The sequence below is a fragment of the Helicobacter cinaedi PAGU611 genome, assembly GCF_000284635.1.
In the GTDB taxonomy this organism is placed as follows: domain Bacteria; phylum Campylobacterota; class Campylobacteria; order Campylobacterales; family Helicobacteraceae; genus Helicobacter_C; species Helicobacter_C cinaedi.
The window spans coordinates 1,489,594-1,514,672 of the sequence record NC_017761.1 but is presented as its reverse complement, the minus strand read 5'-3'; the positions used below and the strand labels follow the sequence as shown (position 1 = coordinate 1,514,672).

General features: G+C 40.0%; 22 protein-coding genes and 9 tRNA genes. 24 read left to right on the top strand and 7 right to left on the bottom strand.

The features are described from left to right. Positions 1-2: 2 nt before the first annotated feature. From HCN_RS07690 to HCN_RS07680, 3 genes are read right to left on the bottom strand one after another with little or no spacing between them, the layout of a single operon-like run. Positions 3-395 (bottom strand): hypothetical protein, encoded by a 393-nt coding sequence (locus tag HCN_RS07690; protein WP_002955424.1) that lies wholly within the window; start codon positions 393-395, stop codon positions 3-5. Further along, positions 395-1,714 (bottom strand): UDP-N-acetylmuramate--L-alanine ligase, encoded by a 1,320-nt coding sequence (gene murC / locus HCN_RS07685; protein ID WP_002955423.1) that lies wholly within the window; start codon positions 1,712-1,714, stop codon positions 395-397. The genes HCN_RS07690 and murC overlap by 1 nt, the downstream gene beginning before the upstream one ends. Continuing rightward, positions 1,711-2,892, bottom strand: coding sequence for a succinyldiaminopimelate transaminase (locus HCN_RS07680; RefSeq protein ID WP_014667141.1), 1,182 nt, complete (start codon positions 2,890-2,892; stop codon positions 1,711-1,713). The genes murC and HCN_RS07680 overlap by 4 nt, the downstream gene beginning before the upstream one ends. 230 nt (positions 2,893-3,122) lie before the next feature. Between HCN_RS07680 and HCN_RS07675 the strand changes: the two genes are divergently transcribed. From HCN_RS07675 to HCN_RS07660, 4 genes are all read left to right on the top strand, one after another. After that, positions 3,123-3,197 (top strand) — tRNA-Gly (locus tag HCN_RS07675). A 91-nt stretch (positions 3,198-3,288) separates the two neighbouring features. Further along, a tRNA-Leu gene (locus HCN_RS07670) sits at positions 3,289-3,376 on the top strand. Between the two features lie 70 nt (positions 3,377-3,446). Further along, positions 3,447-3,521: transfer RNA gene (locus HCN_RS07665), tRNA-Cys, on the top strand. A gap of 36 nt (positions 3,522-3,557) precedes the next feature. Then, positions 3,558-3,645: transfer RNA gene (locus HCN_RS07660), tRNA-Ser, on the top strand. A gap of 141 nt (positions 3,646-3,786) precedes the next feature. On the opposite strand, the gene HCN_RS07655 is transcribed toward HCN_RS07660, so the two are convergent. Then, a complete protein-coding gene (locus tag HCN_RS07655) occupies positions 3,787-4,446 on the bottom strand; it encodes a TylF/MycF/NovP-related O-methyltransferase (protein ID WP_014667140.1) in 660 nt (219 codons plus the stop codon). A gap of 212 nt (positions 4,447-4,658) precedes the next feature. On the opposite strand from HCN_RS07655, the gene HCN_RS07650 reads away from it, so the two are divergent. The 20 genes from HCN_RS07650 to HCN_RS07555 all read left to right on the top strand — a co-directional run bounded on the left by HCN_RS07650 (position 4,659) and on the right by HCN_RS07555 (position 22,626). Then, positions 4,659-4,853, top strand: a complete 195-nt coding sequence (locus tag HCN_RS07650) for a hypothetical protein (RefSeq protein WP_002955419.1) — start codon at positions 4,659-4,661, stop codon at positions 4,851-4,853. A gap of 199 nt (positions 4,854-5,052) precedes the next feature. Continuing rightward, positions 5,053-5,128, top strand: a tRNA-Thr gene (locus HCN_RS07645). A gap of 57 nt (positions 5,129-5,185) precedes the next feature. After that, a tRNA-Tyr gene (locus HCN_RS07640) sits at positions 5,186-5,270 on the top strand. Between the two features lie 78 nt (positions 5,271-5,348). Then, positions 5,349-5,425: transfer RNA gene (locus HCN_RS07635), tRNA-Gly, on the top strand. A 73-nt stretch (positions 5,426-5,498) separates the two neighbouring features. After that, positions 5,499-5,573, top strand: a tRNA-Thr gene (locus tag HCN_RS07630). 58 nt (positions 5,574-5,631) lie between these two features. Continuing rightward, a complete protein-coding gene (gene tuf, locus HCN_RS07625; protein WP_002955418.1) occupies positions 5,632-6,831 on the top strand; it encodes an elongation factor Tu in 1,200 nt (399 codons plus the stop codon). 13 nt (positions 6,832-6,844) lie between these two features. Beyond that, positions 6,845-7,015 (top strand): 50S ribosomal protein L33, encoded by a 171-nt coding sequence (rpmG, locus tag HCN_RS07620; protein WP_002955417.1) that lies wholly within the window; start codon positions 6,845-6,847, stop codon positions 7,013-7,015. 17 nt (positions 7,016-7,032) lie between these two features. Next, positions 7,033-7,108: transfer RNA gene (locus HCN_RS07615), tRNA-Trp, on the top strand. A 42-nt stretch (positions 7,109-7,150) separates the two neighbouring features. Further along, positions 7,151-7,333 (top strand): preprotein translocase subunit SecE, encoded by a 183-nt coding sequence (secE, locus tag HCN_RS07610; RefSeq protein WP_002955416.1) that lies wholly within the window; start codon positions 7,151-7,153, stop codon positions 7,331-7,333. A gap of 22 nt (positions 7,334-7,355) precedes the next feature. Continuing rightward, positions 7,356-7,871 (top strand): transcription termination/antitermination protein NusG, encoded by a 516-nt coding sequence (gene nusG, locus HCN_RS07605; RefSeq protein WP_002955415.1) that lies wholly within the window; start codon positions 7,356-7,358, stop codon positions 7,869-7,871. Positions 7,872-7,897: 26 nt separating this feature from the next. Then, on the top strand, positions 7,898-8,323 hold the full coding sequence (rplK, locus tag HCN_RS07600) for a 50S ribosomal protein L11 (protein WP_014667138.1): 426 nt from the start codon (positions 7,898-7,900) through the stop codon (positions 8,321-8,323). A 15-nt stretch (positions 8,324-8,338) separates the two neighbouring features. Next, positions 8,339-9,043 (top strand): 50S ribosomal protein L1, encoded by a 705-nt coding sequence (rplA, locus tag HCN_RS07595; protein ID WP_014667137.1) that lies wholly within the window; start codon positions 8,339-8,341, stop codon positions 9,041-9,043. A gap of 98 nt (positions 9,044-9,141) precedes the next feature. Continuing rightward, positions 9,142-9,627: a 50S ribosomal protein L10 gene (gene rplJ / locus HCN_RS07590; RefSeq protein ID WP_002955412.1), complete on the top strand. Its 486-nt coding sequence runs from the start codon at positions 9,142-9,144 to the stop codon at positions 9,625-9,627. An 11-nt stretch (positions 9,628-9,638) separates the two neighbouring features. Beyond that, a complete protein-coding gene (gene rplL, locus HCN_RS07585) occupies positions 9,639-10,010 on the top strand; it encodes a 50S ribosomal protein L7/L12 (RefSeq protein WP_014667136.1) in 372 nt (123 codons plus the stop codon). A 156-nt stretch (positions 10,011-10,166) separates the two neighbouring features. Next, positions 10,167-18,842, top strand: a complete 8,676-nt coding sequence (locus HCN_RS07580; protein ID WP_014667135.1) for a DNA-directed RNA polymerase subunit beta/beta' — start codon at positions 10,167-10,169, stop codon at positions 18,840-18,842. A gap of 90 nt (positions 18,843-18,932) precedes the next feature. Next, positions 18,933-19,322 carry a 30S ribosomal protein S12 gene (gene rpsL, locus HCN_RS07575; protein WP_014667134.1) on the top strand — a complete coding sequence of 130 codons (390 nt, stop codon included), beginning with the start codon at positions 18,933-18,935 and terminating at the stop codon, positions 19,320-19,322. Positions 19,323-19,335: 13 nt separating this feature from the next. Beyond that, positions 19,336-19,803, top strand: coding sequence for a 30S ribosomal protein S7 (rpsG, locus tag HCN_RS07570; RefSeq protein ID WP_002955408.1), 468 nt, complete (start codon positions 19,336-19,338; stop codon positions 19,801-19,803). A gap of 21 nt (positions 19,804-19,824) precedes the next feature. Next, a complete protein-coding gene (gene fusA, locus HCN_RS07565; protein ID WP_014667133.1) occupies positions 19,825-21,903 on the top strand; it encodes an elongation factor G in 2,079 nt (692 codons plus the stop codon). Positions 21,904-21,906: 3 nt separating this feature from the next. Further along, on the top strand, positions 21,907-22,152 hold the full coding sequence (locus HCN_RS07560; protein WP_002955406.1) for a hypothetical protein: 246 nt from the start codon (positions 21,907-21,909) through the stop codon (positions 22,150-22,152). A 66-nt stretch (positions 22,153-22,218) separates the two neighbouring features. Next, a complete protein-coding gene (locus HCN_RS07555) occupies positions 22,219-22,626 on the top strand; it encodes a c-type cytochrome (protein WP_014667132.1) in 408 nt (135 codons plus the stop codon). A gap of 225 nt (positions 22,627-22,851) precedes the next feature. Here HCN_RS07555 and motB read toward each other — a convergent pair whose 3' ends face one another. From motB to HCN_RS07540, 3 genes are all read right to left on the bottom strand, one after another. Further along, on the bottom strand, positions 22,852-23,604 hold the full coding sequence (gene motB, locus HCN_RS07550) for a flagellar motor protein MotB (protein WP_002955404.1): 753 nt from the start codon (positions 23,602-23,604) through the stop codon (positions 22,852-22,854). Positions 23,605-23,615: 11 nt separating this feature from the next. Then, the gene (gene motA / locus HCN_RS07545) at positions 23,616-24,386 is read right to left on the bottom strand and encodes a flagellar motor stator protein MotA (protein ID WP_014667131.1); all 771 of its coding nucleotides are present in this window, start codon (positions 24,384-24,386) and stop codon (positions 23,616-23,618) included. Positions 24,387-24,450: 64 nt separating this feature from the next. Beyond that, positions 24,451-25,074, bottom strand: a complete 624-nt coding sequence (locus HCN_RS07540) for an MBL fold metallo-hydrolase (protein ID WP_014667130.1) — start codon at positions 25,072-25,074, stop codon at positions 24,451-24,453. Positions 25,075-25,079: the final 5 nt, after the last annotated feature.

Genomic DNA, 25,079 nt, shown 5'->3' with positions numbered 1-25,079 from the left:
TCCTAAGATTCTGCGTTGTTTGTTTTGGAATCTGCGGATTCAGATTCTATATCGCAATCTTGCAGAGGGATAATAATGCGGTTGTATTTTGAATCTGCCCTGCCTTGGAAGCTCATCGTGCCATTACTTAGGGTAAAACTTTGTGTGGTAACACGAAGTTGTTTGCCTTGAAAGTTGCAAATAAGTGGAGTTTCACTTACAAACGCCGTCTTTAAACGCTCTAGATTCTGTGTTTGTTTATTCTGTAAAAGATTATATACGCCAATAAGGATTGCTAGGCTTAAGATACAAATGCCTAAAATCACTTTTGTTTTGGTGGATAGCTTACTTTTAGCAAATACAAGTCCGATTGCCACAAATAAAAAAAGTAGTAAGATGAAAATAAAATAACCCATTATTTTTCTCCCCGTAATTGATAGGTAATATCCCCCGCTCCAAGCCCTATGATAAGGGCATTTTCAAGGATTTTTAGCAAGACTTCATTCTCATAGAGATAAATTTTTCCATCTTTTGCTTTTAAATGTGTGGCAAATGTTGGGTTGTATCGTGCAAAAAGTTTAGCAAAATCAATCCCAATATGCTCTTCCCCAGCTCTCCACACAGGCAAAATCACAAGCTCATCGCAGCCATTTTCAAAGCAATTCACAAAAGATTCAAGATTATCAAGCACACGGGAGTATTTATGGGGCTGCCAAATGGCGATGATTTTTTTATGGGGTTTGAGATTGTTATAAATAGCTACACTTTTGAGTGTGGCTAGAATCTCAGTGGGGTGGTGAGCGTAGTCATCAATAATGGTTGTGTCTCCTTTTGAAAGAATATCAAAACGCTTTTTGATACCTTTGAAATGTTGCAAGTTCTGCTTAATAGCGGGGAGCTGTGCCTCTCCTAATTCATCAATAGCACATAAAATCGCTAAAGAGGCATTTTCTGCCATATGCTCCCCAAAGCCCCAGATTCTAAACTCGCCATAATGTTTCAGCTCAAAGCTCGTGCAAGGCTCATCATCATTAAGCTCAAAATGTATATTTTTAATATCAGTTTTTGGATTAAGCCTTATGGCTTCTATGTCGGCAAGGGAGTGTAAAAACGCATCGCTTGTGTTTAGCACACGCTTTTTTGCTTTAAGGATAAAGTCTTTATACGCCCCATAAAACTCATCTAAGTTATGATTATAGCTTTCCATATGCTCTGGCTCGGCATTTGGGACAATGGCGTAGTAGGGATTTGAGTTTAAAAAACTTTTATCAGATTCATCAGCTTCAAAGATGATGGTTTCACTCTTTGCTTCACGCACATTTGAGCCAAACTCCTTAGAATCCGCCCCGATAATCGCCCCATATTGCGGGAAAATCGCACTTAAAATCGCACTTGTCGTGGATTTGCCGTGCGCTCCACATACGCTAAAAACACGCTTTTCTTTTAAAATAAAGGCTAGGGCTTCTTTGCGTGAAAGCACTTTAATACCTTTTTTGTGGGCTTCTTGCACTTCAACATTGCTAGGCTTAATAATGGCGGAATGTATGATGAGATCTTGATTTGCAATGCAGTTTGCATTGTGTGGGATAGTGATAGTTACGCCGTGAGATTTAAGGTATTTTGTCGCATTGCCCTCACTAATATCAGAGCCGCTAATCTCCGCCCCTTGAGCGTGTAAATACTTTGCTAAACCGGAGATTCCAATCCCGCCAATACCGATAAAATGTATTTTCATTCCTGCTCCTTTTTGTCAAGTGTTTTGTAAAGTATAAGTGCCTCTCTAAGCTTCAGCAAGGCTTTTTGTGTTGTGTCATTATCATACACAAGGGCGATTCTTACATATCCCCTGCCTTGATTCTCCCTGCCCAAATAACTTCCCGGGAGGGTTAGCACACCGCATTTTTCATAGGCAAATTTACAAAACGCTTCATCATCGCCCACTTCAAGCCATACATAAAATGTGTAGGGATAAATCTTACAATCCCTATCTAAAAGCCATTGATATAGAATCTCTTGGGCTAGGGCGAGATTTTTCGCATAGATTTTGCGGCTAGATTCAGGACTTTGCATATCTTGCCACGCTGTTGTGGCAGCTTTTTGCAAAGGCAGGGGCAAGGCACAGCCCAGATAGGTGCGATAGAGATTATACGCTTTTAGAATCTCACTATCCCCAGCCACAAAGCCACTGCGTAAGCCCGGTGCACAGGAGCGTTTGGAGATAGAATTAAGTGCAATGATATTTTTAAAGCTTTTATTGTTGGCTTGGATAGAGGCTTCAAGTATGCTAGGTGGCGGGGAATTGCTATAAATTTCGCTATAACATTCATCGCTTAAAATCACAAAATCATATCGCAGGGCGTTTTCTACCCATTGGATAAGGGAGGGCATATCCATAGCCTTGCCAGTGGGGTTATTTGGGGAGTTTAGAATCACAATATCCACTTCTTTGAGTTGGCTCTCTGTAAGATGTGGCGTAAAGTCATTTTCTTTTGTGAGATTCATATAGATGACTTTTGCTTTTGAAGCAAGGGCTGCACCTTCATAGATTTGATAGAATGGGTTGGGGTAGGCGATAGTTGGATTTGCTTTGCCATAGAGATAAAACTGCGGAAAGTTAAAAAGCACTTCTCTTGTGCCAAAGGTAGGGATAATCTGCTCTTGGGTTAGACTGATATTATAGCGTTGTTTGATGAAGCTAAGCTGTGCGTCTTTGAGATAAGATTCACCACTTGATTTGGGATATTTATTCAGTAATGGTGCGTTGTGCTGCAAGGATTCTAGAATATTTTGCGGTGTGGGGAACTGCGGCTCACCGATGGTAAGTGTGAAAATTTCAGAATCTTGTGGGGGGGTGCTATTGCTTAGAAGGGTGCGTAGTTTTTCAAATGGGTAGCTTTCAAATTGAGATAGCACAAAAACTCCTTTTTAATGTTTATGGTGTGTTTGGCGTTTGCACAGAATCTTGAGAGTGGCTTAGAGCCATTGGCTATATTTATATGCTTTTGGACTTGCTTTGATTGTGCGATAGTTGGGATTATATAGCAAAAAAATCAATGTTTTGACTACAATTTACCTATTTTTTGCGTTTTTGCTCTTGATTTTTTTAATCAGCATTGCTACAATTATGCCCTTAAAAGTCATACGCGGGAGTAGCTCAGTGGTAGAGCACAACCTTGCCAAGGTTGGGGCCGCGGGTTCGATCCCCGTCTCCCGCTCCATTTGACTTAAAGACTAGAATCCACAAAGCAATCTCATTTTTACAATGTGTTTTTCGTATTTGCAGAGCATTTGGGTTGCGTTTTGGAATAAGCCCGGGTGGTGAAATTGGTAGACACAAGGGACTTAAAATCCCTCGGACATTGCGTCTGTACCGGTTCAAGTCCGGTCTCGGGCACCACCTTGAGAATTTTTCATTTGTCCGTGGGACATTGATGAATTTGATTTGGTATAAGGTTAATGTTAAAGGTGGCGACATAGCCAAGTGGTAAGGCAAGGGCCTGCAAAGCCTTGATTCCCCAGTTCGAATCTGGGTGTCGCCTCCAGATTCTACATATTCTTTCCGTTTATTTAAAATAAGGCGGGAGATGGCTGAGTGGTTGAAAGCGGCGGTCTTGAAAACCGTTGAGGGTCACACCTCCGGGGGTTCGAATCCCTCTCTCCCGGCCACGATTATTTTGTTTTGCTTCAATAATGTTCGATGTTTGCTTGAGAATCCTGCTTTATGGGATTTTGAAAATTAGGGGTTTGACATATTTGGGCGTATTGTGTTTGGCTATGAAATATGTCTTAAAGAGTAGGGTATGGAATCTAGCTTTTTATCAAAAAGCTTGGGATATGTGAAATGGGGAGCTTTTGTAGAGATTCTGCTTTGTCGGCTAGAAAATCATCAGCTGCCTTTGTCTCGCCCGGAAAAGTGCCATAATCATCAAATGCGATAATCCCTCCACGCACAACCTTGTCATATAAAGATTCTAAAATCGTTACTGCTGGTTCATAAATATCTGTATCAATATGTAGAAAGGCAATTTTAAGTTGCGGGTTTTCAACGCAGTATTGTGGCAGGGTGAGATTGATATCACCTTCTATGAGTTCATAATTCGTAATATTTTTGTGTGAGAGAACACGCTTCATCTCTTCAAATGCAATACCATCTCCTGCTTCAGCCACAAATCCTTCACGCAATTTCTTGTCTGCTTCAAAATGTGTCGCGGGAAATTTGCCAAACATATCAAAACCAATAATCTTGCGTGAATGCTGTGTTTCTAAGATATTGCGAAAATGAGCAAGGCGAAAGAAAGAGTTGCCCTTAAAAATTCCACATTCTACAATGTCTCCAGGCAAGTTGATGATTTTTTTATAAAGCTCATAGTGTGCGAAAAATTTGCCAAATCGCCTATCATCAGCACAGGCATAGAATCCATTTTCATAATGAAAGCTTTTTTCAGTTTTAAATCCATTGAGTGTCATAACAATCCTTGTTATTGAGGTGGTGTTTTGTAAAACATTGCGATGATTGTAACAAAAATAATTGAAATATTCAATTATTTAAATAAAAAACATTGATTTATACAATTGTTTTTATATCAGCAAAAAATAGCCACAATGCACTTTCAAAATTTAGAATCATCAATAAATTTTTAAGGAAAGTGGCAGTGAAGCAGAAACGAACCAAGCGTGATATGGCGTATTATTTGGACATTGATGTAAGCACTCTTTATAATTGGCGTAAATATAAGCCAAATCTATATAGGATTGTTATGCTTGGTTTTAAGTTTGATGAAGTGATTGAGACGCAAAAGCGATTGAGCGATGAGCTAGAAGGAACTGAGCAAGAAATTAGACAAGAGATTGAAGAGTATGGGTGCAAGGGGTAGATTATGATAGACATAGGTTTGGCTAGGGAATTTTGTTGAAGAAAGTTAAGTGGTATGGTAATGAAAATAAGCTAGGCAATCAAAAATTAACTTGATTTTGTGGCGGTAAAGTTAAGTGAAGTTAATTTGTTAAAAAGTGAGTTTATCCTTGACAAACTTATGCAAAATCTATATAATCACGCCTTTTAATTCCAAACATGCTGGTTTAGCTCAGTTGGTAGAGCATCTGCCTTGTAAGCAGAGGGTCGGGGGTTCAAGTCCCTTAACCAGCTCCATTTTTCACACTCTAGCATATGCTTTCAGTGTTTTTACCAGTTTTTATAATTATTTTTGGTGAGTTACTCAAGTGGCCAACGAGGGCAGACTGTAAATCTGCTGACTATGTCTTCCGTGGTTCGAATCCACGACTCACCACCACCTAGCTCTTTCAAAAATGAAAGGGTTGAAGTAGCCAAGTTTAAGGGTGGTAGTCGAAATAATTTTGTTTATTTTTCTGCGGGAATAGCTCAGTTGGCTAGAGCATCAGCCTTCCAAGCTGAGGGTCGCGGGTTCGAGCCCCGTTTCCCGCTCCATACTGGGAGCTGAATCTTTGACTTGTATTCTTAAAGATTTTCTCCAAAGTGTTTTTCAAAATTTTATAAGATTGCCCATATAGCTCAGTGGCAGAGCACTTTCTTGGTAAGGAAGAGGTCGGCGGTTCAATCCCGCTTATGGGCTCCAGTTTTTCAAGTGGAATCTTGTAAAGATTCTAAAATAAATCTTAAAGTAGGAGAACAAAATGGCAAAAGAAAAGTTTGTAAAAAACAAGCCACATGTGAATGTAGGAACGATTGGACATGTAGATCACGGAAAGACAACTTTGAGTGCAGCTATCTCTGCTGTGTTGGCGACAAAAGGTCTTGCAGAAATGAAGGACTACGATAATATTGACAATGCCCCTGAAGAAAAAGAAAGAGGAATTACGATTGCGACTTCTCATATCGAATATGAGACAGAAAATCGCCACTACGCACATGTAGACTGCCCTGGACACGCTGACTATGTAAAAAATATGATTACAGGTGCAGCACAAATGGATGGTGCAATTTTGGTTGTATCTGCTGCTGATGGTCCTATGCCACAAACAAGAGAGCATATTCTTCTTTCGCGCCAAGTGGGTGTGCATTACATCGTTGTATTCTTAAACAAACAAGATATGGTTGATGATGCTGAATTGCTTGAGCTTGTGGAAATGGAAGTGCGTGAATTGCTTAGTCAATATGATTTCCCGGGTGATGATACACCAATCGTAGCCGGTTCTGCACTTAAAGCACTTGAAGAAGCAAAAGCAGGTAATGTTGGTGAGTGGGGAGAGAAAGTATTGAAGTTGATGGAAGAAGTTGATAGATATATTCCTACTCCACAACGCGATACTGAAAAAACATTCCTTATGCCTGTGGAAGATGTATTCTCAATCGCTGGTCGTGGAACGGTTGTAACAGGCAGAGTAGAGAGAGGTGTTGTGTGTGTGGGTGATGAAGTGGAAATAGTAGGTATCCGCGATACGCAAAAAACAACAGTTACTGGCGTTGAAATGTTTAGAAAAGAGCTTGACAAGGGTGAAGCAGGGGATAATGTTGGTATCCTTTTAAGAGGAACAAAGAAAGAAGAAGTTGAGAGAGGTATGGTTCTTTGTAAGCCCGGCTCAATTACACCACACAAGAAATTTGAAGGTGAAATCTATGTCCTTTCAAAAGAGGAAGGCGGACGACATACTCCATTCTTTAAGGGTTATCGCCCACAGTTCTATGTAAGAACAACAGATGTTACAGGTTCTATTGAGCTTCCAAGTGGTGTAGAGATGGTTATGCCCGGTGATAATGTAAAAATCACAGTAGAGCTTATTGCCCCTGTTGCACTTGAAGAAGGAACTCGTTTTGCGATTCGTGAGGGTGGCAGAACAGTTGGTTCAGGTGTTGTAACAAAAATCATTGAATAGTAGAGGCTTGTGAATGGCAAAAGGTAGCACCATTAAAATAGGACTTAAGTGTTCTGAATGTGGTGATATAAATTACAGCACCACTAAGAATGCGAAAACAAATACGGAAAAACTGGAGCTCAAGAAGTTTTCTCCTCGTTTGAATAAACATACAATTCACAAGGAAGTAAAACTTAAAAGCTAGGCTTCTGCCTAGCTGATAGGTCAGTAGCTCCAATGGTAGAGCGTCGGTCTCCAAAACCGAGTGTTGGGGGTTCGAGTCCCTCCTGGCCTGCCACAAAAGCTGTAAGTTAAAATTGTTTAAGAAAAGAGATACAAAATGATTAAGAAAATAAAAACCTATTTTCACAGTGCAAACGAGGAACGGCTAAAGGTTATTTTCCCTACAAAAGAGCAGATTCGCAATGCAGCCATCTCTGTGCTTATTGTAGTGAGTGTTGTTACTCTGTTTTTGGCGTTGGTTGATTGGATTTTGTTTCATTCTGTATCAAGTATTTTGTAATATCATTGTGGAGAGGTGAAGCTTGGAGTGGTATGCTATACAAACATATTCTGGTAGTGAAAAATCAGTAGGCGAGGCAATCCGCAATCTTATCGTTCAAAATCAGATGCAAGATAGATTTGGTGAGGTTGTTGTCCCCACAGAATCTATTATTGAAACAAAAAAGAAGATCGTGGATAGAAGTTTGTATCCCGGATATGTGTTTATCCAAGTTGATTTGGATACTAAACTTTGGCATATGATTCAGTCTTTGCCGAGGGTGGGGCGTTTTATCGGTGAAAGTAAGAAACCCACGCCTTTGAGTGAGGCTGATATTGCAAAGATACTTGAGAAAGTAAGAAATCCAAGCGCTCCAAAACCCAAGATTTCATTTGAACAAGGTGAAGTTGTGCGGATTATTGATGGTCCGTTTGTGAATTTCACGGGGACGGTTGAGGAATATGATTTGGAGCATAAAAAGCTTAAGCTTAATGTTTCAATATTTGGTAGAAATACTCCTGTTGAGATTTTATATTCGCAAGTTGAAAAGATTGTTTAAATTTGCTTAAGAGAAAGGAATAGATAATGGGCAAAAAAGTTGTTGGTGAGTTGAAATTACAGATTCCAGCGGGCAAGGCAAATCCATCTCCACCTGTTGGTCCAGCGTTAGGACAAAGAGGTGTGAATATTATGGAGTTTTGTAAAGCGTTTAATGAGAAAACAAAGGATATGGGTGATTTTAATATCCCTGTTGTTATTACCATTTATCAAGACAAAAGCTTTACTTTCATCACAAAGAAGCCACCTGTAACGGATCTTATTAAGAAAGTTGCTAAGATTACAAAAGGTTCTGATAATCCGTTGAAAAATAAAGTTGGAAAATTAACAAGCAAACAGCTTGAGGAAATTGCTCAAACTAAAATGGAAGACCTTAATGCATCAGACATTGAAGCTGCAAAAAAAATCGTAGCTGGAAGTGCAAGAAGCATGGGTATAGAAATCCAAGATTAATAACGGAGTTTATTTATGGGTAAAAAAATAGCAAAGAGATTACAAGCTTTAGAGGCGAAGGTAGATTCTCAAAAGGTGTATGATATTCAAAGTGGAGTGAGTGTTGTTAAGTCATTGGCGTCTGCTAAGTTTGATGAAACCGTTGAAGTAGCGTTGCGATTAGGCGTTGATCCTAGACACGCCGATCAAATGATTCGCGGTGCAGTTGTGTTGCCTCACGGCACAGGTAAAAAGGTGCGTGTTGCCGTTTTTGCTAAAGGTATCAAGGCTGATGAGGCAAAGAATGCAGGGGCTGATGTTGTGGGTGCTGATGATTTGGCAGATGAAATTAAAAATGGCAATATTAATTTTGATATGGTCATTGCAACACCTGATATGATGGCACTTGTGGGTAAAGTTGGACGGATTCTAGGACCAAAAGGCTTAATGCCAAATCCAAAGACAGGCACTGTTACAATGGATATTGCCAAGGCGGTTTCCAACGCTAAGAGTGGGCAGGTGAATTTTAGAGTTGATAAAAAAGGGATTATCCACGCTCCTATCGGTAAGGTTTCATTTGATGAGAATAAGATTCGCGATAATATGTTAGAACTTGTTCGTGCTATCAATCGCTTAAAACCTACTTCAGCAAAAGGAAAATATATCCGCAGTAGCACATTGTCACTTACTATGAGTCCTGCTGTGAGAGTAGATTCTCAAGAGCTTATGGATGTGAAATAAGTCAAAATAACCACATAGTTTTATCTTAGACCAAAGAGTATAGGGGCTTAAAGCTTAAAATTTACCCTGTGTGAGGTTTTGGGCTGAAAGGAGGAAGAATGACTAAGCAAGAGAAGATTCAGATTGTAGAATATTTAAGTGCTGAATTTAAGAATGCTTCCGCACTGATTGTGTGTGATTATAAAGGTTTGCAAGTCAGTCATCTTGAAGAGCTGAGACGCACTTCAAAAGTGGCAAACATTAAAGTCCAAGTGATTAAAAATACTTTGGCAAGTATCGCACTAAAAAATGCAGAGCAGCCTGATTTAGCACTTAAGGATACAAATATTTTCCTTTGGGCAGATGATCAAATCGCGTTATCTAAGGTTGTTTGTAAGTTTGCGGATGCACATAGTGAGCATTTTAGCCTTAAAACTGGCTTGTTTGATGCAGAAGTTGTGGATACACAGCATGTTATATCTGTTTCCAAGCTCCCAAGCAAAGAAGAGCTTATTGGTATGTTGTTGTCTGTTTGGACGGCACCGGCACGCTATTTTGTTACCGGGCTTGATAATTTGAAAAAACAAAAAGAAGAAAATCAATAAAAGGAGAAAAAATGGCAATTTCTAAAGAAGATGTATTAGAATACATTGGGAATCTTTCTGTGTTGGAGCTTTCAGAGCTTGTGAAGGCTTTTGAAGAAAAATTTGGTGTGAGTGCTGCTCCAACGGTTGTTGCAGGTGCGGTTGCAGGTGGCGGAGCTGCTGCTGAAGAAAAAACTGACTTTAATGTGATTCTTGTTGATGCGGGTGCAAATAAGATTAATGTTATCAAGGTAGTTCGTGAGATTACAGGACTTGGCTTGAAAGAAGCTAAAGATGCCACAGAGCAAACTCCAAGCACACTTAAAGAAGGTGTAAGCAAAGAAGATGCTGAAAACTTTAAGAAAAAACTTGAAGAAGTGGGTGCTAAGGTTGAAATTAAATAAAATCCTTATGTTTCACTGCTTGTAATGGTTGCCAAATCTTAGAATCTAAGGTTTGGCTTTTTTGCGTTTAAGTAATATTGTAAAAATACCTTATAATTGTAGGCTTTTTTAGAGTATTTAGCTCTTTTTAATCATAGACCAAGAAGGATTCAACATATGGCAAACTTCACAAAATTAAAAAATAGACTCCGAGCAGACTTTACAAAAAATCCTCAAAGTATAGATGTTCCCAATCTTTTGCTTTTGCAAAGAAATAGTTATGATGATTTTCTTTGTATTGATGGTGATAAAGAATCTGGTATTGAACGCGTATTTAAGTCTGTTTTTCCTATCCAAGATAATCAAAATCGCATCACGCTTGAATATGCTGGTTGTAAATTTGGCAAACCTAAATATACGACCAATGAAGCAATGGTGCGTGGTGTAACTTATGCCATTTCATTGCAGATTAAAATTCGTCTTGTATTGTGGGAAAAGGACGAAAAAACCGGCGAAAGATTAGGTGTAAAAGATGTAAAAGAACAAAATATTTTTGTGCGTGATATTCCATTGATGACAGATAGAACAAGCTTTATTGTCAATGGTGTTGAACGCGTGGTGGTTAATCAGCTTCATCGCAGCCCGGGTGTCATTTTCAAAGAAGAAGAATCTAATACTTCATCAAATAAGCTTATCTATACGGGGCAGATTATCCCAGATCGCGGCTCTTGGCTGTATTTTGAATATGATGCTAAAGATGTGTTGTATGCACGTATCAACAAACGCCGTAAAGTACCTGTAACAATCATTTTGCGTGCTATGGGGTATAGTAAGCAGGATATTCTTAAGATTTTCTATCCACTGCAAAAAGTAAAATACCAAAAAGGCAAATACCTTATTCCTTTTGATATTGATAGTATTGGTACGCGTGCAGAATTTGACATCAAGGATTCTAAAGGCAATCTTTTAGTGGCATCTGGCAAGAGACTCTCAGCTAAAAAAATCAAAGAATTAAAAGAGGCTAAGATTGGTCTTATAGAATATCCACTTGAAAGCTTGAGTAATAAATTCCTTGCTGAGCCTGTTGTTAATGCTGAAGGCGAGGTGCTATTTGATACCTTAACACAACTTGATGAGCTAAAGCTTAAAAAACTTCACGAGCTTAAAGTTAATGAGTTTGTCATTGCCAATGATAGTGCAGCAGGTGTGGATAACTCAATTATCAATTCATTTATTGCCGATGCAGAATCGCTTAAAATGCTTCGCCAAAGTGAAAAGATTGATGATGAAAATGACTTGGCTGCTATTAGAATCTACAAAGTTATGCGTCCCGGAGAGCCTGTAACAAAAGAGGTTGCAAAAAGTTTTGTGCGTCAATTATTCTTTGATTCAGAGCGTTATGACTTGACACGCGTTGGGCGTATGAAAATGAATCATAAACTTCAAATTAATGTCCCTGATTATGTAACAGTGCTGACACACGAAGATATTCTTAAAACGATTCAATATTTGCTTAAAGTCAAAAATGGACTAGGTAAAATTGATGATAGAGACCATCTTGGTAATCGTAGAATCCGCTCTATCGGTGAGCTTTTGGCAAATGAGCTTCACTCTGGACTTGTCAAAATGCAAAAGGCTATCCGCGACAAGCTTACTTCATTAAGTGGTGTATTTGATACGATTATGCCTCACGATTTAGTCAATGGCAAGATGATTACAAGCACGATTATGGAGTTTTTCACCGGCGGACAACTTTCACAATTTATGGACCAAACTAATCCACTCTCAGAAGTTACTCACAAACGCCGACTTTCCGCACTTGGTGAGGGTGGGCTTGTGAAAGATAGAGTAGGTTTTGAAGCAAGAGATGTGCATCCTACGCATTATGGTAGAATCTGCCCCATTGAAACGCCAGAAGGGCAAAATATTGGTTTGATTAACACACTTTCAACTTATACCCGCGTAAATGATTTGGGCTTTATTGAAGCACCATATAAAAAGGTTGAAAATGGCATTGTAACTGATGAGATTGTTTATCTTACTGCTGCTCAAGAAGAAGGACTTGTTATCGCTCCTGCAAGCACGGCTGTGGATAAAGATGGTCGCATTATTGAAGATTTGATTGAAACAAGAAAAGATGGTGAGATTCTCCTGGGGGAAAAATCTCGCGTTCAGCTCATTGACTTAAGCCCTAGAATGCTTGTTGGTGTGGCTGCTTCACTCATTCCATTTTTAGAGCACGATGATGCTAACCGTGCTCTAATGGGTTCTAATATGCAGCGTCAAGCTGTGCCACTATTAAAGCCTGATGCACCTATTGTTGGCACAGGGATTGAGCAAGTGATTGCTCGTGATTCTTGGGAGGCGACAAAGGCAAAAAGGGGCGGTGTTGTAGAAAAGGTAGATTCTAAAAACATTTATATTCTTGGCGAAGATGATAATGGTGCATACATTGATCACTATTATTTGGGTAAGAATCTGCGAACAAACCAAAATACTTGTTTTTCACAGCAACCTATCGTGCGACAAGGTGATAGCGTGGAAGAAGGACAAATTATCGCCGATGGTCCAAGTATGGATAGTGGTGAGTTAGCTTTGGGAAAAAATATCCGTGTAGCCTTTATGCCGTGGAATGGATATAACTTTGAAGATGCCATTGTGGTGAGTGAAAAGCTTATTGAAGAAGATGCTTTTACTTCTATTCATATTTATGAAAAAGAAATTGAAGCACGTGAGCTTAAACACGGGTTAGAGGAGATTACAGCTGATATTCCGGGCACAAAAGAAACAGAGACCGCTCATCTTGATGAAAGTGGGATTGTAAGGATTGGGACTTATGTAAGTGGGGGCATGATTCTTGTTGGGAAGGTCTCTCCTAAGGGTGAAGTGAAGCCTACGCCTGAAGAGAGATTATTGCGTGCGATTTTTGGCGAAAAAGCAGGACATGTGGTGAATAAGTCCCTATATTGTCCCCCTTCACTTGAGGGAACTGTTGTTGATGTAAAAATCTTTACAAAAAAGGGTTATGAAAAAGATGCTCGTGCCATAAGTGCGTATGAGGAAGAAAAAAAGGTGCTTGATATAGAGCATCACGACAGATTAACGATGATTCAGCAAGAGGAGATTTTGCGAATTTCACTTATGCTTTCAAAAGAAAAGCTTATAAGTGAAGCAAAAATTGCTGATAAGACATTTAAAAAAGGCACACAGATTCCAAAAGAAGAGCTAAGCGTTTTGAATCCTTTTGCTCTAAGCACTTTGATTAAAAGCTATTCCAAAGAGGTGCAAAGCCGATATGAGCAGATTAAGACAAACTTCTTAGAACAAAAGAAAACTTTGGGCGAAGAGCACGAAGAGAAACTCTCTATCCTAGAAAAAGATGATATTTTGCCTAGCGGTGTTGTAAAGCTTGTAAAGATTTATATCGCTACAAAACGCAAACTGAAAGTGGGCGATAAAATGGCTGGACGACACGGAAATAAAGGTATTGTCTCAAATATCGTCCCTATGGTAGATATGCCTTATACTGCTGATGGTGAGCCTGTGGATATTGTTCTTAATCCTTTGGGTGTGCCTAGCCGTATGAATATTGGGCAGATTCTTGAAGTGCATTTGGGGCTTGTAGGTAAGAATCTTGGACGCCAACTTGAAGAAGTTCTCAATTCACAATCAAAGCAGTGGGTTGAGATATTGCGTTCAAAAATGATTGAGATTCATAAGCTTGTGAATCCAGAAGATAAGGCAATGTTAGATTTTCTTCAAAAGCTTGATGATGAGCGTTTAATTGGCTATGCACGAGATTGGAGCAGGGGTGTGAAGTTTGCTATCCCTGTATTTGAGGGTATCAAGCAAGAGCAGTTTGATAAGCTTTTTGCCCTAGCTAAAATTGACACCGATGGTAAGACAGAGCTGTATGATGGAAAAACAGGTGAAAAAATGCGTGAGCGTGTCAATGTGGGTTATATGTATATGCTCAAACTTCATCATCTTGTTGATGAAAAAGTTCACGCACGAAGCACAGGACCTTACTCGCTAGTTACGCAACAGCCCGTTGGTGGAAAGGCACTCTTTGGTGGGCAACGCTTTGGAGAAATGGAAGTGTGGGCATTGGAAGCTTATGGAGCAGCTCATACGCTTAAAGAAATGCTTACAATTAAATCTGATGATACAGAAGGACGCAGGGGTGCGTATAAAGCGATTACAAAAGGTGAGCGCGTTGGGGAATCTGAGATTCCAGAGACTTTTTATGTTTTGACAAAAGAGCTTCAATCTTTGGCACTTGATGTGAATATTTATGGCGAAGAAGTTGATGAAAATGGAATGCCTGTGCCTATTACCATTAAAGAAGATGATCGTCCAAAGGACTTTAGCTCGTTCCAACTAGTGTTGGCAAGTCCGGAGAAAATTCTCTCTTGGAGTCGTGGCGAAGTCAAAAAGCCAGAGACGATTAATTATCGCACATTAAAGCCCGAACGCGATGGACTATTCTGCACGAAAATTTTTGGACCGGTGCGTGATTATGAGTGCTTGTGTGGAAAATACAAAAAAATGCGTTATAAGGGCATTGTATGTGAAAAATGCGGTGTTGAAGTAACGAAAGCAAAAGTTCGTCGCTCTCGTATGGGGCATATTGAGCTTGTAGCACCTGTGGCACATATTTGGTATGTAAGCTCTTTGCCTAGTCGTATAGGGACATTGCTTGGCGTGAAAATGAAAGATTTAGAGCGTGTTTTATACTATGAAGCGTATATTGTTAAGAATCCCGGCGAGGCATTTTATGATAATGAAGGCTCAAAGCCAATTTTGAAATATGATGTGCTGAATGAAGAGCAATTCCAAAGTATTAATCAACGCTTTGAACATACCGGCTTTGTGGCACAAATGGGCGGAGAGGCGATTAAGGAGCTTTTAGAGGAGCTAGATTTAACGCAACTTCTAGGTTCATTGCGTGAAGAGATAAAATCAACAAATTCCGAAGCAAAGAAAAAGACTATTGTAAAAAGATTGAAGGTTGTTGAAAGCTTTATTAATTCCGGCAATCGCCCAGAATGGATGATGCTGACAATCTTGCCGGTGTTGCCACCAGATTTGCGTCCTTTGGTTGCGCTTGATGGCGGGAAGTTTGCTGTGAGTGATGTCAATGACTTGTATCGTCGCGTGATTAACCGCAATCAACGCTTAAAGCGACTGATTGAGCTAGATTCACCAGAAATTATTGTCCGCAACGAAAAGAGAATGCTCCAAGAAGCTGTTGATGCGTTGTTTGATAATGGCAGAAATGCTAATGCGGTGAAGGGTGCAAACAAACGACCGCTTAAATCGCTTTCAGAGATTATCAAAGGGAAGCAAGGACGCTTTAGACAGAATCTGCTCGGTAAGAGGGTGGATTTCTCTGGGCGAAGTGTTATTGTCGTGGGACCAAATCTTAAGATGGATCAATGTGGATTGCCTAAAAATATGGCATTAGAGCTATTTAAGCCACATTTATTTGCAAAGCTTGAAGAGAAAGGGTATGCTACGACGCTCAAACAAGCTGTAAAAATGGTGAATCAAAAGACAAATGAAGTGTGGGAGTGTTTGCAGGAGATTGTTGAAGGTTATCCAGTGCTACTCAATCGTGCGCCAACATTGCATAAGCAGTCTATTCAAGCATTTCACCCAAAATTGATAGATGGCAAGGCGATTCAGCTTCACCCACTTGTATGTTCGGCTTTCAATGCAGACTTTGATGGTGATCAAATGGCGGTGCATGTGCCACTTTCACAAGAAGCTATCGCCGAATGTAAGCTACTTATGCTTAGTTCTATGAATATCCTTCTACCTGCAAGCGGTAAGGCAGTAGCTGTGCCTAGCCAAGATATGGTTTTGGGCTTATACTATCTGTCTTTAGAGAAAAAGGGCGTGAAAGGTGAGCATAAGATTTTTGGAAGTATTGATGAGATTGTTATGGCGATTGAAATGGGTGAGCTTGATATTAATGCACGCATTAAAACTGTGTATGAAAGACGCGTGATTGATACAACTGCTGGGCGTATGATTTTAAGCTCCATATTACCTGATTTTGTGCCGTTAAGTCTATGGAATCAAACAATGAAGAAAAAGGACATTGGTGCATTGATTGATTATGTATACAAAGAAGGCGGACTAGGCATTACAGCGACTTTCCTTGATAATCTTAAGAATCTTGGGTTTAAATATGCCACAAAAGCAGGTATTTCGATTTCTGCGGCTGATATTATTATCCCTCAAGATAAGATGGGTATGATAGAAGAGGCTAAAAAAGAGATTAAGAGAATCCAAGGTGAGTTTGAGCAAGGACTTCTTACCGCACAAGAGCGATACAATAAGAGCATTGATATTTGGACAGAGACAAGTGAAAAAATGGGCAAACTGATGATGGAGAAAGTTAAAACTGATAAGCAAGGCTTTAACTCTATCTATATGATGGCAGATTCAGGAGCGAGAGGTAGTGAGGCACAGATTCGTCAGCTTTCTGCAATGAGAGGGCTTATGGCTAAGCCTGATGGCACGATCATTGAGACGCCTATTACATCAAACTTTAAAGAGGGCTTGAATGTATTAGAATACTTCAATTCAACGCACGGAGCGAGAAAAGGTCTAGCTGATACGGCGTTAAAAACGGCAAATGCTGGGTATCTCACAAGGAAGCTTATTGATGTAAGCCAAAATATGAAAGTTACCATTGAGGATTGTGGCACACACGAGGGTGTGGAGATTACAGATATTACCGTTGGAAGTGATATGATTGAGCCGCTTGAAGAGCGTGTAGTTGGGCGTGTGTTGGCACGAGATATTATTGACCCTATTGCTAATGAGATTCTATTGAGCGAGGGTGTGCTTATTGATGTGGCAATGGCAAAACGCATTAAGGAAGCAAATGTTAAATCTGTAATGATACGCACTCCTGTAACTTGTAAGGCTCCAAAGGGTGTGTGTGCGAAGTGTTATGGACTGAATCTTGGCGAGTCTAAGATGGTTAAACCCGGTGAAGCTGTTGGGGTATTGGCTGCACAAAGTATCGGTGAGCCGGGCACTCAGCTTACGCTTAGAACATTCCACGTTGGTGGGACGGCAAGCAGAAGCACGGAAGAAAAGCAAATCGTGGCGAAAAAAGAAGGCTTTATCCGCTATCACAATATCCGCACTTACACAAATAGTAAGGGGCAAAAGATTGTGGCAAATCGCAGAAATGCTGCTATTCTTGTTGTGGAGCCACGCATTAAGGCGGAGTTTGATGGGGAACTTTTGGTTGAAAATATCCACGATGAAGTGCATATTACTATTGTTGGTGATAAGAAGCGAACTGAAACTTACCGCTTAAGGAAAGATGATGTAGCCAAGCAAAACGAGCTTGCTGGGGTTACAGGTAAGATTGAGGGCAAACTCCTTGTGCCACACGAAAGCGGATATAAGGTTAAGGTTGGTGGAAGCATTGTTGATACGATTATGGATAGTTGGAATGTCCCCACTCGCATTCCTTATGGAAGTGAGCTAAAGGTTGAAGACAATGCGCCTATTTCTCAAAAAATCGTGGCAAAAGAGAAGGGTATTGTGAAGTTTTATACACTCCGTGCCGATACGCTTGAGCGTAATCACGATGTGAAGAAAGGTATGGTTGTATCAGAAAAAGGTATGTTTGCTGTTATTGCTGATCAAAATGATAGGGAGGCTATCCGCCATTATATTGCGAGAACTTCTAAGATTCTTGTTGATGATAATAGTGAAGTGGAGATTGACACACTTATTTCCGAGCCAAGTTCAGATGAGCATATTGTTGTGGCAGAATGGGATGCGTATAGTGAGCCTGTGATTGCTGATCAAGCGGGTGTTGTATCATTTAGAGATATTATCGCAGGTATTACGGTGAGTGAGCAAGAAGATGAGAATACACATCAAAAGAATTTCGTGATTAACGAGTATGTTCCAGCTGGTTATAAGCCTATGCTTGTTGTTACCACAAAAGATGGTAAGGAGATAAGCTATCGTCTAGAATCTCGCACATCTATTGCGGTGAATGATGGAGATAAGGTAGAAGTGGCTGATATTATTGCTAAAGTGCCTAAAGCATTGGCAAAATCAAAAGATATTACCGGTGGTCTTCCACGCGTTACAGAACTCTTTGAGGCAAGAAAGCCAAAAGATACTGCCATTCTTTCAGAGCTTGATGGGACGGTGAGTTTTGGTAAGCCGATACGCGGTAAGGAAAGAATCATTATCACTTCTAGTGATGGTCGCGTGGCTGAATATGCTGTGGATAAAAATAAGAAGATTCTCGTACACGAAAATGAGTTTATCCACGCAGGGGAGGCGATGACTGATGGTGTGGTTTCAAGCCACGATATCTTGCGTATCAGTGGGGAAAAGGAACTCCACAAGTATATCGTAAGTGAAGTGCAGCAAGTATATCGCCGACAAGGTGTAAGTATTGCTGATAAACATATTGAGATTATTGTGTCTCAAATGCTGCGGCAGGTAAAGATTGTTGATAGCGGCAATACGAAATTTATTGAAGGTGATTTAGTCAGTAAGCGACATTTTAAAGAAGAGAATGAACGAATCTTGCGTATGGGCGGGGAACCAGCGGTGGCTGAACCAATTTTGCTAGGTATCACGCGTGCAGCTATTGGAAGCGATTCTATTATTTCCGCAGCATCTTTCCAAGAAACTACAAAGGTGCTTACGGAAGCAAGTATCGCAGCCAAGCAAGATACGCTTGATGATCTTAAGGAAAATGTTGTTTTAGGGCGTATGATACCTGTGGGAACGGGCTTGTATAAAAACAAGAAGTTTAACTACAAGTATGATTCACAAGATGAAAGGCTTGAAGAATAGGCGAAATCCTATTCTCTAAGAGAAATAAAAGTTTTAGTTGGGTAGAATCCCCACATTTTTTATTTTCAAATTTTACATAAAGGAAAGTCAGTGCCAACCATAAATCAGTTAATTAGAAAAGAGAGAAAGAAAGTCATTCGCAAGACAAAGTCTCCAGCGTTGTTAGAATGTCCGCAGAGAAGGGGTGTATGTACGCGTGTTTACACAACAACACCAAGGAAACCAAACTCAGCATTAAGAAAGGTAGCAAAGGTTAAGCTTACTTCCAAGGTTGAAGTGATTAGTTATATTCCGGGTGAGGGGCATAACCTGCAAGAACACTCAATTGTGCTTGTAAGGGGTGGTCGTGTTAAGGACTTGCCGGGTGTGAAATACCACATCATTCGTGGTGCTTTGGATACAGCAGGTGTAGCAAAACGAAGCGTTTCACGCAGTAAGTATGGTGCTAAAAAAGCTAAAGCCGGTGGTGATAAAAAATAATTAAGGATAGAATATGAGAAGAAGAAAAGCTCCTATAAGAGAGATTCTAGGTGATCCAATCTATAACAACAAAGTCGTAACAAAGTTTATCAATAAAATGATGTTTGATGGCAAAAAAAGTGTGAGTGAAAAGATTATTTACGCAGCTTTTGATAGGATTGAAGAGAAAAGTGGTGAAAAAGGTATTGAAGTTTTTGAAAAAGCTTTGGAACGCGTAAAACCACTTGTTGAAGTAAGAAGCAGACGCGTAGGTGGAGCGACTTATCAAGTTCCTGTTGAAGTGCGTCCAGCTCGTCAGCAGTCCCTTTCTATCCGCTGGTTACTTGAGGCGACACGCAAGAGAAATGAACGCACGATGGTTGAGCGTTTGGCAAGTGAGCTTGTAGATGCGGCAAATGATCGTGGTGCAGCGTTTAAGAAAAAAGAAGATGTGCATAAAATGGCTGAAGCGAACAAAGCATTTGCACACTATCGTTGGTAACAGAGAAATAAAGGACATAGAATGGCGAGAAAAACCCCTTTAGCACGAATTAGAAATATTGGTATTGCCGCACACATTGATGCTGGCAAAACAACAACTTCAGAGCGTATTTTGTTTTACACAGGTGTGAGTCATAAAATAGGTGAAGTGCACGATGGTGCTGCAACTATGGACTGGATGGAGCAGGAAAAAGAGCGTGGTATCACCATTACTTCAGCGACAACGACTTGTTTTTGGAAAGATTATCAAATTAATCTTATTGACACTCCCGGACATGTAGATTTTACCATTGAAGTGGAGCGTTCAATGCGTGTGCTTGATGGTGCTGTGGCTGTCTTTTGTTCCGTTGGTGGGGTGCAGCCTCAAAGTGAAACAGTGTGGAGACAGGCTAATAAGTATGGCGTTCCTCGTATGGTGTTTGTGAATAAAATGGATAGAATTGGTGCAAACTTTTTCAATGTGGAATCTCAAATTAAGCAACGCTTGAAGGCTAATCCTGTGCCTATTAATATTCCTATTGGTGCAGAGGAAAATTTTAAAGGCGTTGTGGATTTGATTCAAATGAAAGCTATCGTTTGGAATGATGAATCTATGGGTGCTAAGTATGATGTGGAAGAGATCCCAGCAGACTTGGTAGAGAAGGCTAATGAGTATCGTGAGAAGTTGCTAGAAGCTGCAGCGGAACAAGATGAAGCCTTAATGGAAAAATATCTTGGTGGCGAAGAATTAAGTATTGATGAGATTAAAAAAGGTGTTAAGATAGGTTGCCTTAATATGAGCCTTATTCCGATGCTTTGTGGTTCAAGCTTTAAGAATAAGGGCGTTCAAACACTTCTTGATGCGGTAGTTGATTATCTTCCTGCTCCCACTGAAGTTGCTGAAATTAAGGGTATTGATCCAAAAGATGAATCTGAACTTAGTGTAGAATCAAGTGATAATGGTGCGTTTGCTGGTCTAGCATTTAAGATTATGACAGACCCATTTGTTGGACAGCTTACATTTGTGCGTGCATATCGTGGAAAGCTAGAATCGGGAAGCTATGTTCTTAACTCAACAAAAGGTAAAAAAGAGCGTGTTGGACGGCTTTTGAAAATGCACTCTAACAAGCGTGAGGACATTAAAGAGATTTATGCAGGTGAGATATGTGCGTTTGTTGGACTGAAGGACACGGTTACAGGGGATACGCTTTGTGATGAAAAAGTGCCTGTAATTTTGGAGCGTATGGATTTCCCAGAGCCTGTAATTCAAATTGCTGTTGAGCCAAAAACGAAAGCAGACCAAGAAAAGATGTCTATTGCTCTAGGTAAACTTGCAGAAGAGGACCCAAGCTTTAGAGTAAGCACACATGAGGAAACAGGGCAAACGCTTATTGGTGGTATGGGTGAGTTGCACCTTGAAATTATCGTCGATAGGTTGAAAAGGGAGTTTAAGGTTGAAGCTGAAGTAGGTGAGCCACAAGTTGCGTTTAGAGAAACTATCCGTAACGCAGTAGAACAGGAATGTAAGTATGCAAAACAATCTGGTGGGCGAGGTCAGTATGGACACGTTCATATTAAGCTAGAGCCAAAAGAACCCGGTGAGGGATATGAATTTGTAAATAATATTAGCGGGGGTGTTATTCCAAAAGAATATATTCCTGCTGTTGATAAGGGTATCCAAGAGGCAATGCAAAATGGCGTACTTGCTGGCTATCCGGTTGTAGATTTTAAGGTAACTCTTTATGATGGGAGTTATCACGATGTGGATTCATCTGAAATGGCGTTTAAAATCGCTGGTTCTATGGCGTTTAAAGATGCTTGTCGCAAGGCAAATGCTGTGCTTTTGGAACCTATGATGAAGGTTGAGGTTGAGGTCCCTGAAGAGTATATGGGTGATGTCATAGGAGATTTAAACAGAAGGCGCGGACAGATAAATTCAATGGATGATCGTATGGGATTAAAGATAGTGAATGCGTTTGTTCCATTAGCTGAGATGTTTGGGTATTCTACTGATTTGCGTTCAGCTACACAGGGCAGAGGCATATATACAATGGAGTTTGACCACTATGGTGAAGTTCCAAATAATATTGCCAAGGAAATTATGGAAAAAAGAAAGGGGTAACATATGAAAAAGTTAGCTTTAGTTTTAGTTTTGGGTTTAATATTTGCAGCGTGTAGCGACAATACAAAAGAGAAAAAAGCTTCTGCTCCAGCTCCAGTAATAGAAGACAAACCGGTGCAAGATCCTACTCAAGTAACAGTAGTTCCCGCTGATGAGAACAACGCTGACATTAAGCCTGAGGTAGAAGCTCCTGCTACAAGTGAATATCAAGTAAAGCCTGATGAACAAAAGGAAGAAAAAGCTCAATAATCAATCTTGTTTTTCTCCTAAGAGTTTCATTTTTAGGGGATTTTGTTAAAAAAAGGAGATGATGAAATGCTAAGGTTTATTGTATTTTGTTTATTTCTTTTTTCTTTTTCTGCTTGTTTTGATGATAAAGATTCTAACTCGCAACCTTCAAAAGTTGTAACCCCTTTACAAGATTCTAATAATGTTATATCAGACTCTGCTTATCAGGATTCTAAAGAGATATTGGTAGATCCAGAGATACTTTATGTGCGTTGTGCTTCGTGCCACGGCAAAGATGGCAAAAGTGTTGCGCCCGGCAGTGTGGGTAATGTTTTAATCGCTTCGCTCAATAAAGAGCAGGTTATAGAATCTTTAAAAGGCTTCCGTTCACAAACATTAAGTAAAGGTGGTAATTCTGTGATTATGTATATGCAAACTAAAAATCTAAGAGATGCAGATATTGAAGCATTAGGAGCATATATTGATGCATTTTAACTATTTTGATTTTTAGATTAGAATGGGTTATCATTTTTTTTTCGGAAATACCCGTCAATATCTTTATAATTGTTTTATAGTGGAGTGGTGTTTAGGGAGAGTTTTAATCCTTGTTATCAAGGATTTAGTTGTTAGAATTTGGAAGGTAAAAATATTTTACAGTTAGAAATCAAACCCACTTCCATTTTTTAAAACTCTTTTTATTTTTTGTTGTGAATTACCCCACTACCGCGAGTTTTGTAAGGTTTCTTCTAGAATAGATTGTGTTGCAGGAACATCTTTTTGATCCACAAAGAAAAATATCTCAACACGATTATTTTTGGCACGATTAATAGTGCTATCATTTGGAGCGACTGCCTGATGTTCCCCATAGCCAGAAAAAGAAATGCGTTCAGGTGAGATTCCATTTTTGATAAGATTTTTCATTACAGCAAGAGAGCGTGCTGAAGAAAGCTCATAATTATCCTTGTATCTTGAGCCAATAGGTAACGAAGCATTATCGGTATAGCCTCGCACATCAATTTTAACATAATCGGGCAGTTTTTTGATAATAGCCGTCATACGCTGAAGGTATAGATATACATCGCTATTGTTGATTTCTGCACTTCCAGATTCAAAAAAGAGATTTGAGGGCAATCGCAAAGACAACCCCATTTCCATTTGCTCTAAGATCCCGCCTTCTTCTGCCATTTGTTGAATCTCAGCTGTGGTAACCGAAGAAGTTTGGCTGATAGCCCCACTCTCATTTTCTACTTCACTATCATTGATATCATCTTGATTTGAAGGAAGTGGTGAGGTGAGCGTAAAGTCAAAAATCTTCACAAATTCAGTTTTAAGTGCTTCTGAATCTGCAGAGCCTGTGGAAGAAATAGCCCATAAGGCAATAAAAAGTGCCAAAAGCAAAGAGAGAAAGTCCGCATAAGGAACAGCCCACTTCTCACCAGCTGGACACTCAGGGCATTTTTTCTTTTTTGCCATAATATCTTTGCCTACTCAAATTGTGAGATTTTAGGCTCACCCGGTGGTATAAAGCCAAGTAGTTTTTCTTCAAGGTTGCGTGGGTTATCACCATTGGCAATACCCACAACGCCTTCTAATACAACCATACGCTCCCTAATAATATCTTTGCTTTTTGCTATCATTTTGTGTCCCCACGGACCAAAGAGTGCATACGCACAGAAAATCCCCGTAACCGTTGCGGTAAATGCTCCAGCAATACCAGCTGCCATTGCTTTTGGATCATCAAGAAGTTGAAGTGCGAGCATAAGCCCCATAACCGCCCCTACAAGCCCCATAGTAGGGCAAGTCTCCGCATAGGTTACCCAGTAGTGTGCCGAGCCGTGATAATACTCTTCTAAAGATTCTATTTGCACTTCCATATCTTCACGCACGGCGTGAGCGTCCCGCCCATCAATAATCATTGAAAGTGCTTGTCGCAAGAAGTCATCTTCAATTTGAGCAGCTTTACCTTCAAGCGAGAGAACGCCATCTTTTCTTGCAAGAGTTGAGAGTTCCACAATGGTGCGTATGGTCTCATTGAGATTGACTTTACTTGCACCAAAGACAATTTTTAGCTCCTTTAATGCACCTTTTACATGTGTTGGGTGGGTGCTAGACATTGCCGCACAACCAGCCGTTGGGATAATGATAATAAGTGAGCTGATGTGAATGAGATGCAGAGGGTTACCCCCCTCCAAAAAGTCCCCTATTGAGAGGCTTGTAACAGCCCCAATGAGCCCTAAAACGGTCGTTAAATCCATAAGCACCTCTCCTGTCTAAATTTGAGATAAAAAAGCAAAAAACATTCCTAGTCCATTTCGCATTCTACACTTCATATTCTATATGTTTAATCCAAAGTTTAGCATTATGCTGCTCATCTATAAGCGTTGTTACAATGCCGTGTCCGGGGTGAATAGTCTTATTTTGAGTGCAGGAGAGTTGTGAAAAGCGGGTAAGTGAATCTTTCATGTCAGTTGCGTTTGAGTAGGGAAAATCATATCGTCCAATGGAGCGATAAAAGATAAAATCACCGCTAAAAATTTCATTTTCAATCTCAATGATAGAACAGCCCGGCGTATGTCCGGGAAAATGAGAAAAAAGCACTTCCACATTATTGAATTGAAGTTTTTGTGAATCTTTTTTGCACTCCGTGAGAATATCCGGAATACTTGGCGTTACACCTAGATTAAAACAATCGGATTCTAGCATAAATACATCAAGTTCCGGGCAAATAAGCGGCACATTTACAAAATGAGCCTTTAGCTCGGCATTGCTCCAAATATGATCAAAATGTCCGTGAGTATTGAGAAAAGCAAGAGGATTAGGACAATTTTCAATCACCCATTGTGTCGCACCAATCCCCGCATCAACAACAATTTCTCCCTGTGGGAGTTTGCAAATATAACAATTTGTTTGATACTCGCCAAAACTTCGAGAGAGAATTTCCACAATAA

What these genes read in the sequence shown, in the direction of transcription:
- rpmG (WP_002955417.1), top strand. Translation starts at nt 6,845, where the DNA reads ATGGCAAAAGGTAGCACCATTAAAATAGGACTTAAGTGTTCTGAATGT.
- HCN_RS07690 (WP_002955424.1), bottom strand. Translation starts at nt 395, where the DNA reads ATGGGTTATTTTATTTTCATCTTACTACTTTTTTTATTTGTGGCAATC.
- HCN_RS07655 (WP_014667140.1), bottom strand. Translation starts at nt 4,446, where the DNA reads ATGACACTCAATGGATTTAAAACTGAAAAAAGCTTTCATTATGAAAAT.
- rplL (WP_014667136.1), top strand. Translation starts at nt 9,639, where the DNA reads ATGGCAATTTCTAAAGAAGATGTATTAGAATACATTGGGAATCTTTCT.
- HCN_RS07560 (WP_002955406.1), top strand. Translation starts at nt 21,907, where the DNA reads ATGAAAAAGTTAGCTTTAGTTTTAGTTTTGGGTTTAATATTTGCAGCG.
- tuf (WP_002955418.1), top strand. Translation starts at nt 5,632, where the DNA reads ATGGCAAAAGAAAAGTTTGTAAAAAACAAGCCACATGTGAATGTAGGA.
- motA (WP_014667131.1), bottom strand. Translation starts at nt 24,386, where the DNA reads ATGGATTTAACGACCGTTTTAGGGCTCATTGGGGCTGTTACAAGCCTC.
- HCN_RS07650 (WP_002955419.1), top strand. Translation starts at nt 4,659, where the DNA reads ATGGCGTATTATTTGGACATTGATGTAAGCACTCTTTATAATTGGCGT.
- HCN_RS07580 (WP_014667135.1), top strand. Translation starts at nt 10,167, where the DNA reads ATGGCAAACTTCACAAAATTAAAAAATAGACTCCGAGCAGACTTTACA.
- murC (WP_002955423.1), bottom strand. Translation starts at nt 1,714, where the DNA reads ATGAAAATACATTTTATCGGTATTGGCGGGATTGGAATCTCCGGTTTA.
- rplA (WP_014667137.1), top strand. Translation starts at nt 8,339, where the DNA reads ATGGGTAAAAAAATAGCAAAGAGATTACAAGCTTTAGAGGCGAAGGTA.
- rplJ (WP_002955412.1), top strand. Translation starts at nt 9,142, where the DNA reads ATGACTAAGCAAGAGAAGATTCAGATTGTAGAATATTTAAGTGCTGAA.
- motB (WP_002955404.1), bottom strand. Translation starts at nt 23,604, where the DNA reads ATGGCAAAAAAGAAAAAATGCCCTGAGTGTCCAGCTGGTGAGAAGTGG.
- fusA (WP_014667133.1), top strand. Translation starts at nt 19,825, where the DNA reads ATGGCGAGAAAAACCCCTTTAGCACGAATTAGAAATATTGGTATTGCC.
- rpsG (WP_002955408.1), top strand. Translation starts at nt 19,336, where the DNA reads ATGAGAAGAAGAAAAGCTCCTATAAGAGAGATTCTAGGTGATCCAATC.
- HCN_RS07555 (WP_014667132.1), top strand. Translation starts at nt 22,219, where the DNA reads ATGCTAAGGTTTATTGTATTTTGTTTATTTCTTTTTTCTTTTTCTGCT.
- secE (WP_002955416.1), top strand. Translation starts at nt 7,151, where the DNA reads ATGATTAAGAAAATAAAAACCTATTTTCACAGTGCAAACGAGGAACGG.
- rplK (WP_014667138.1), top strand. Translation starts at nt 7,898, where the DNA reads ATGGGCAAAAAAGTTGTTGGTGAGTTGAAATTACAGATTCCAGCGGGC.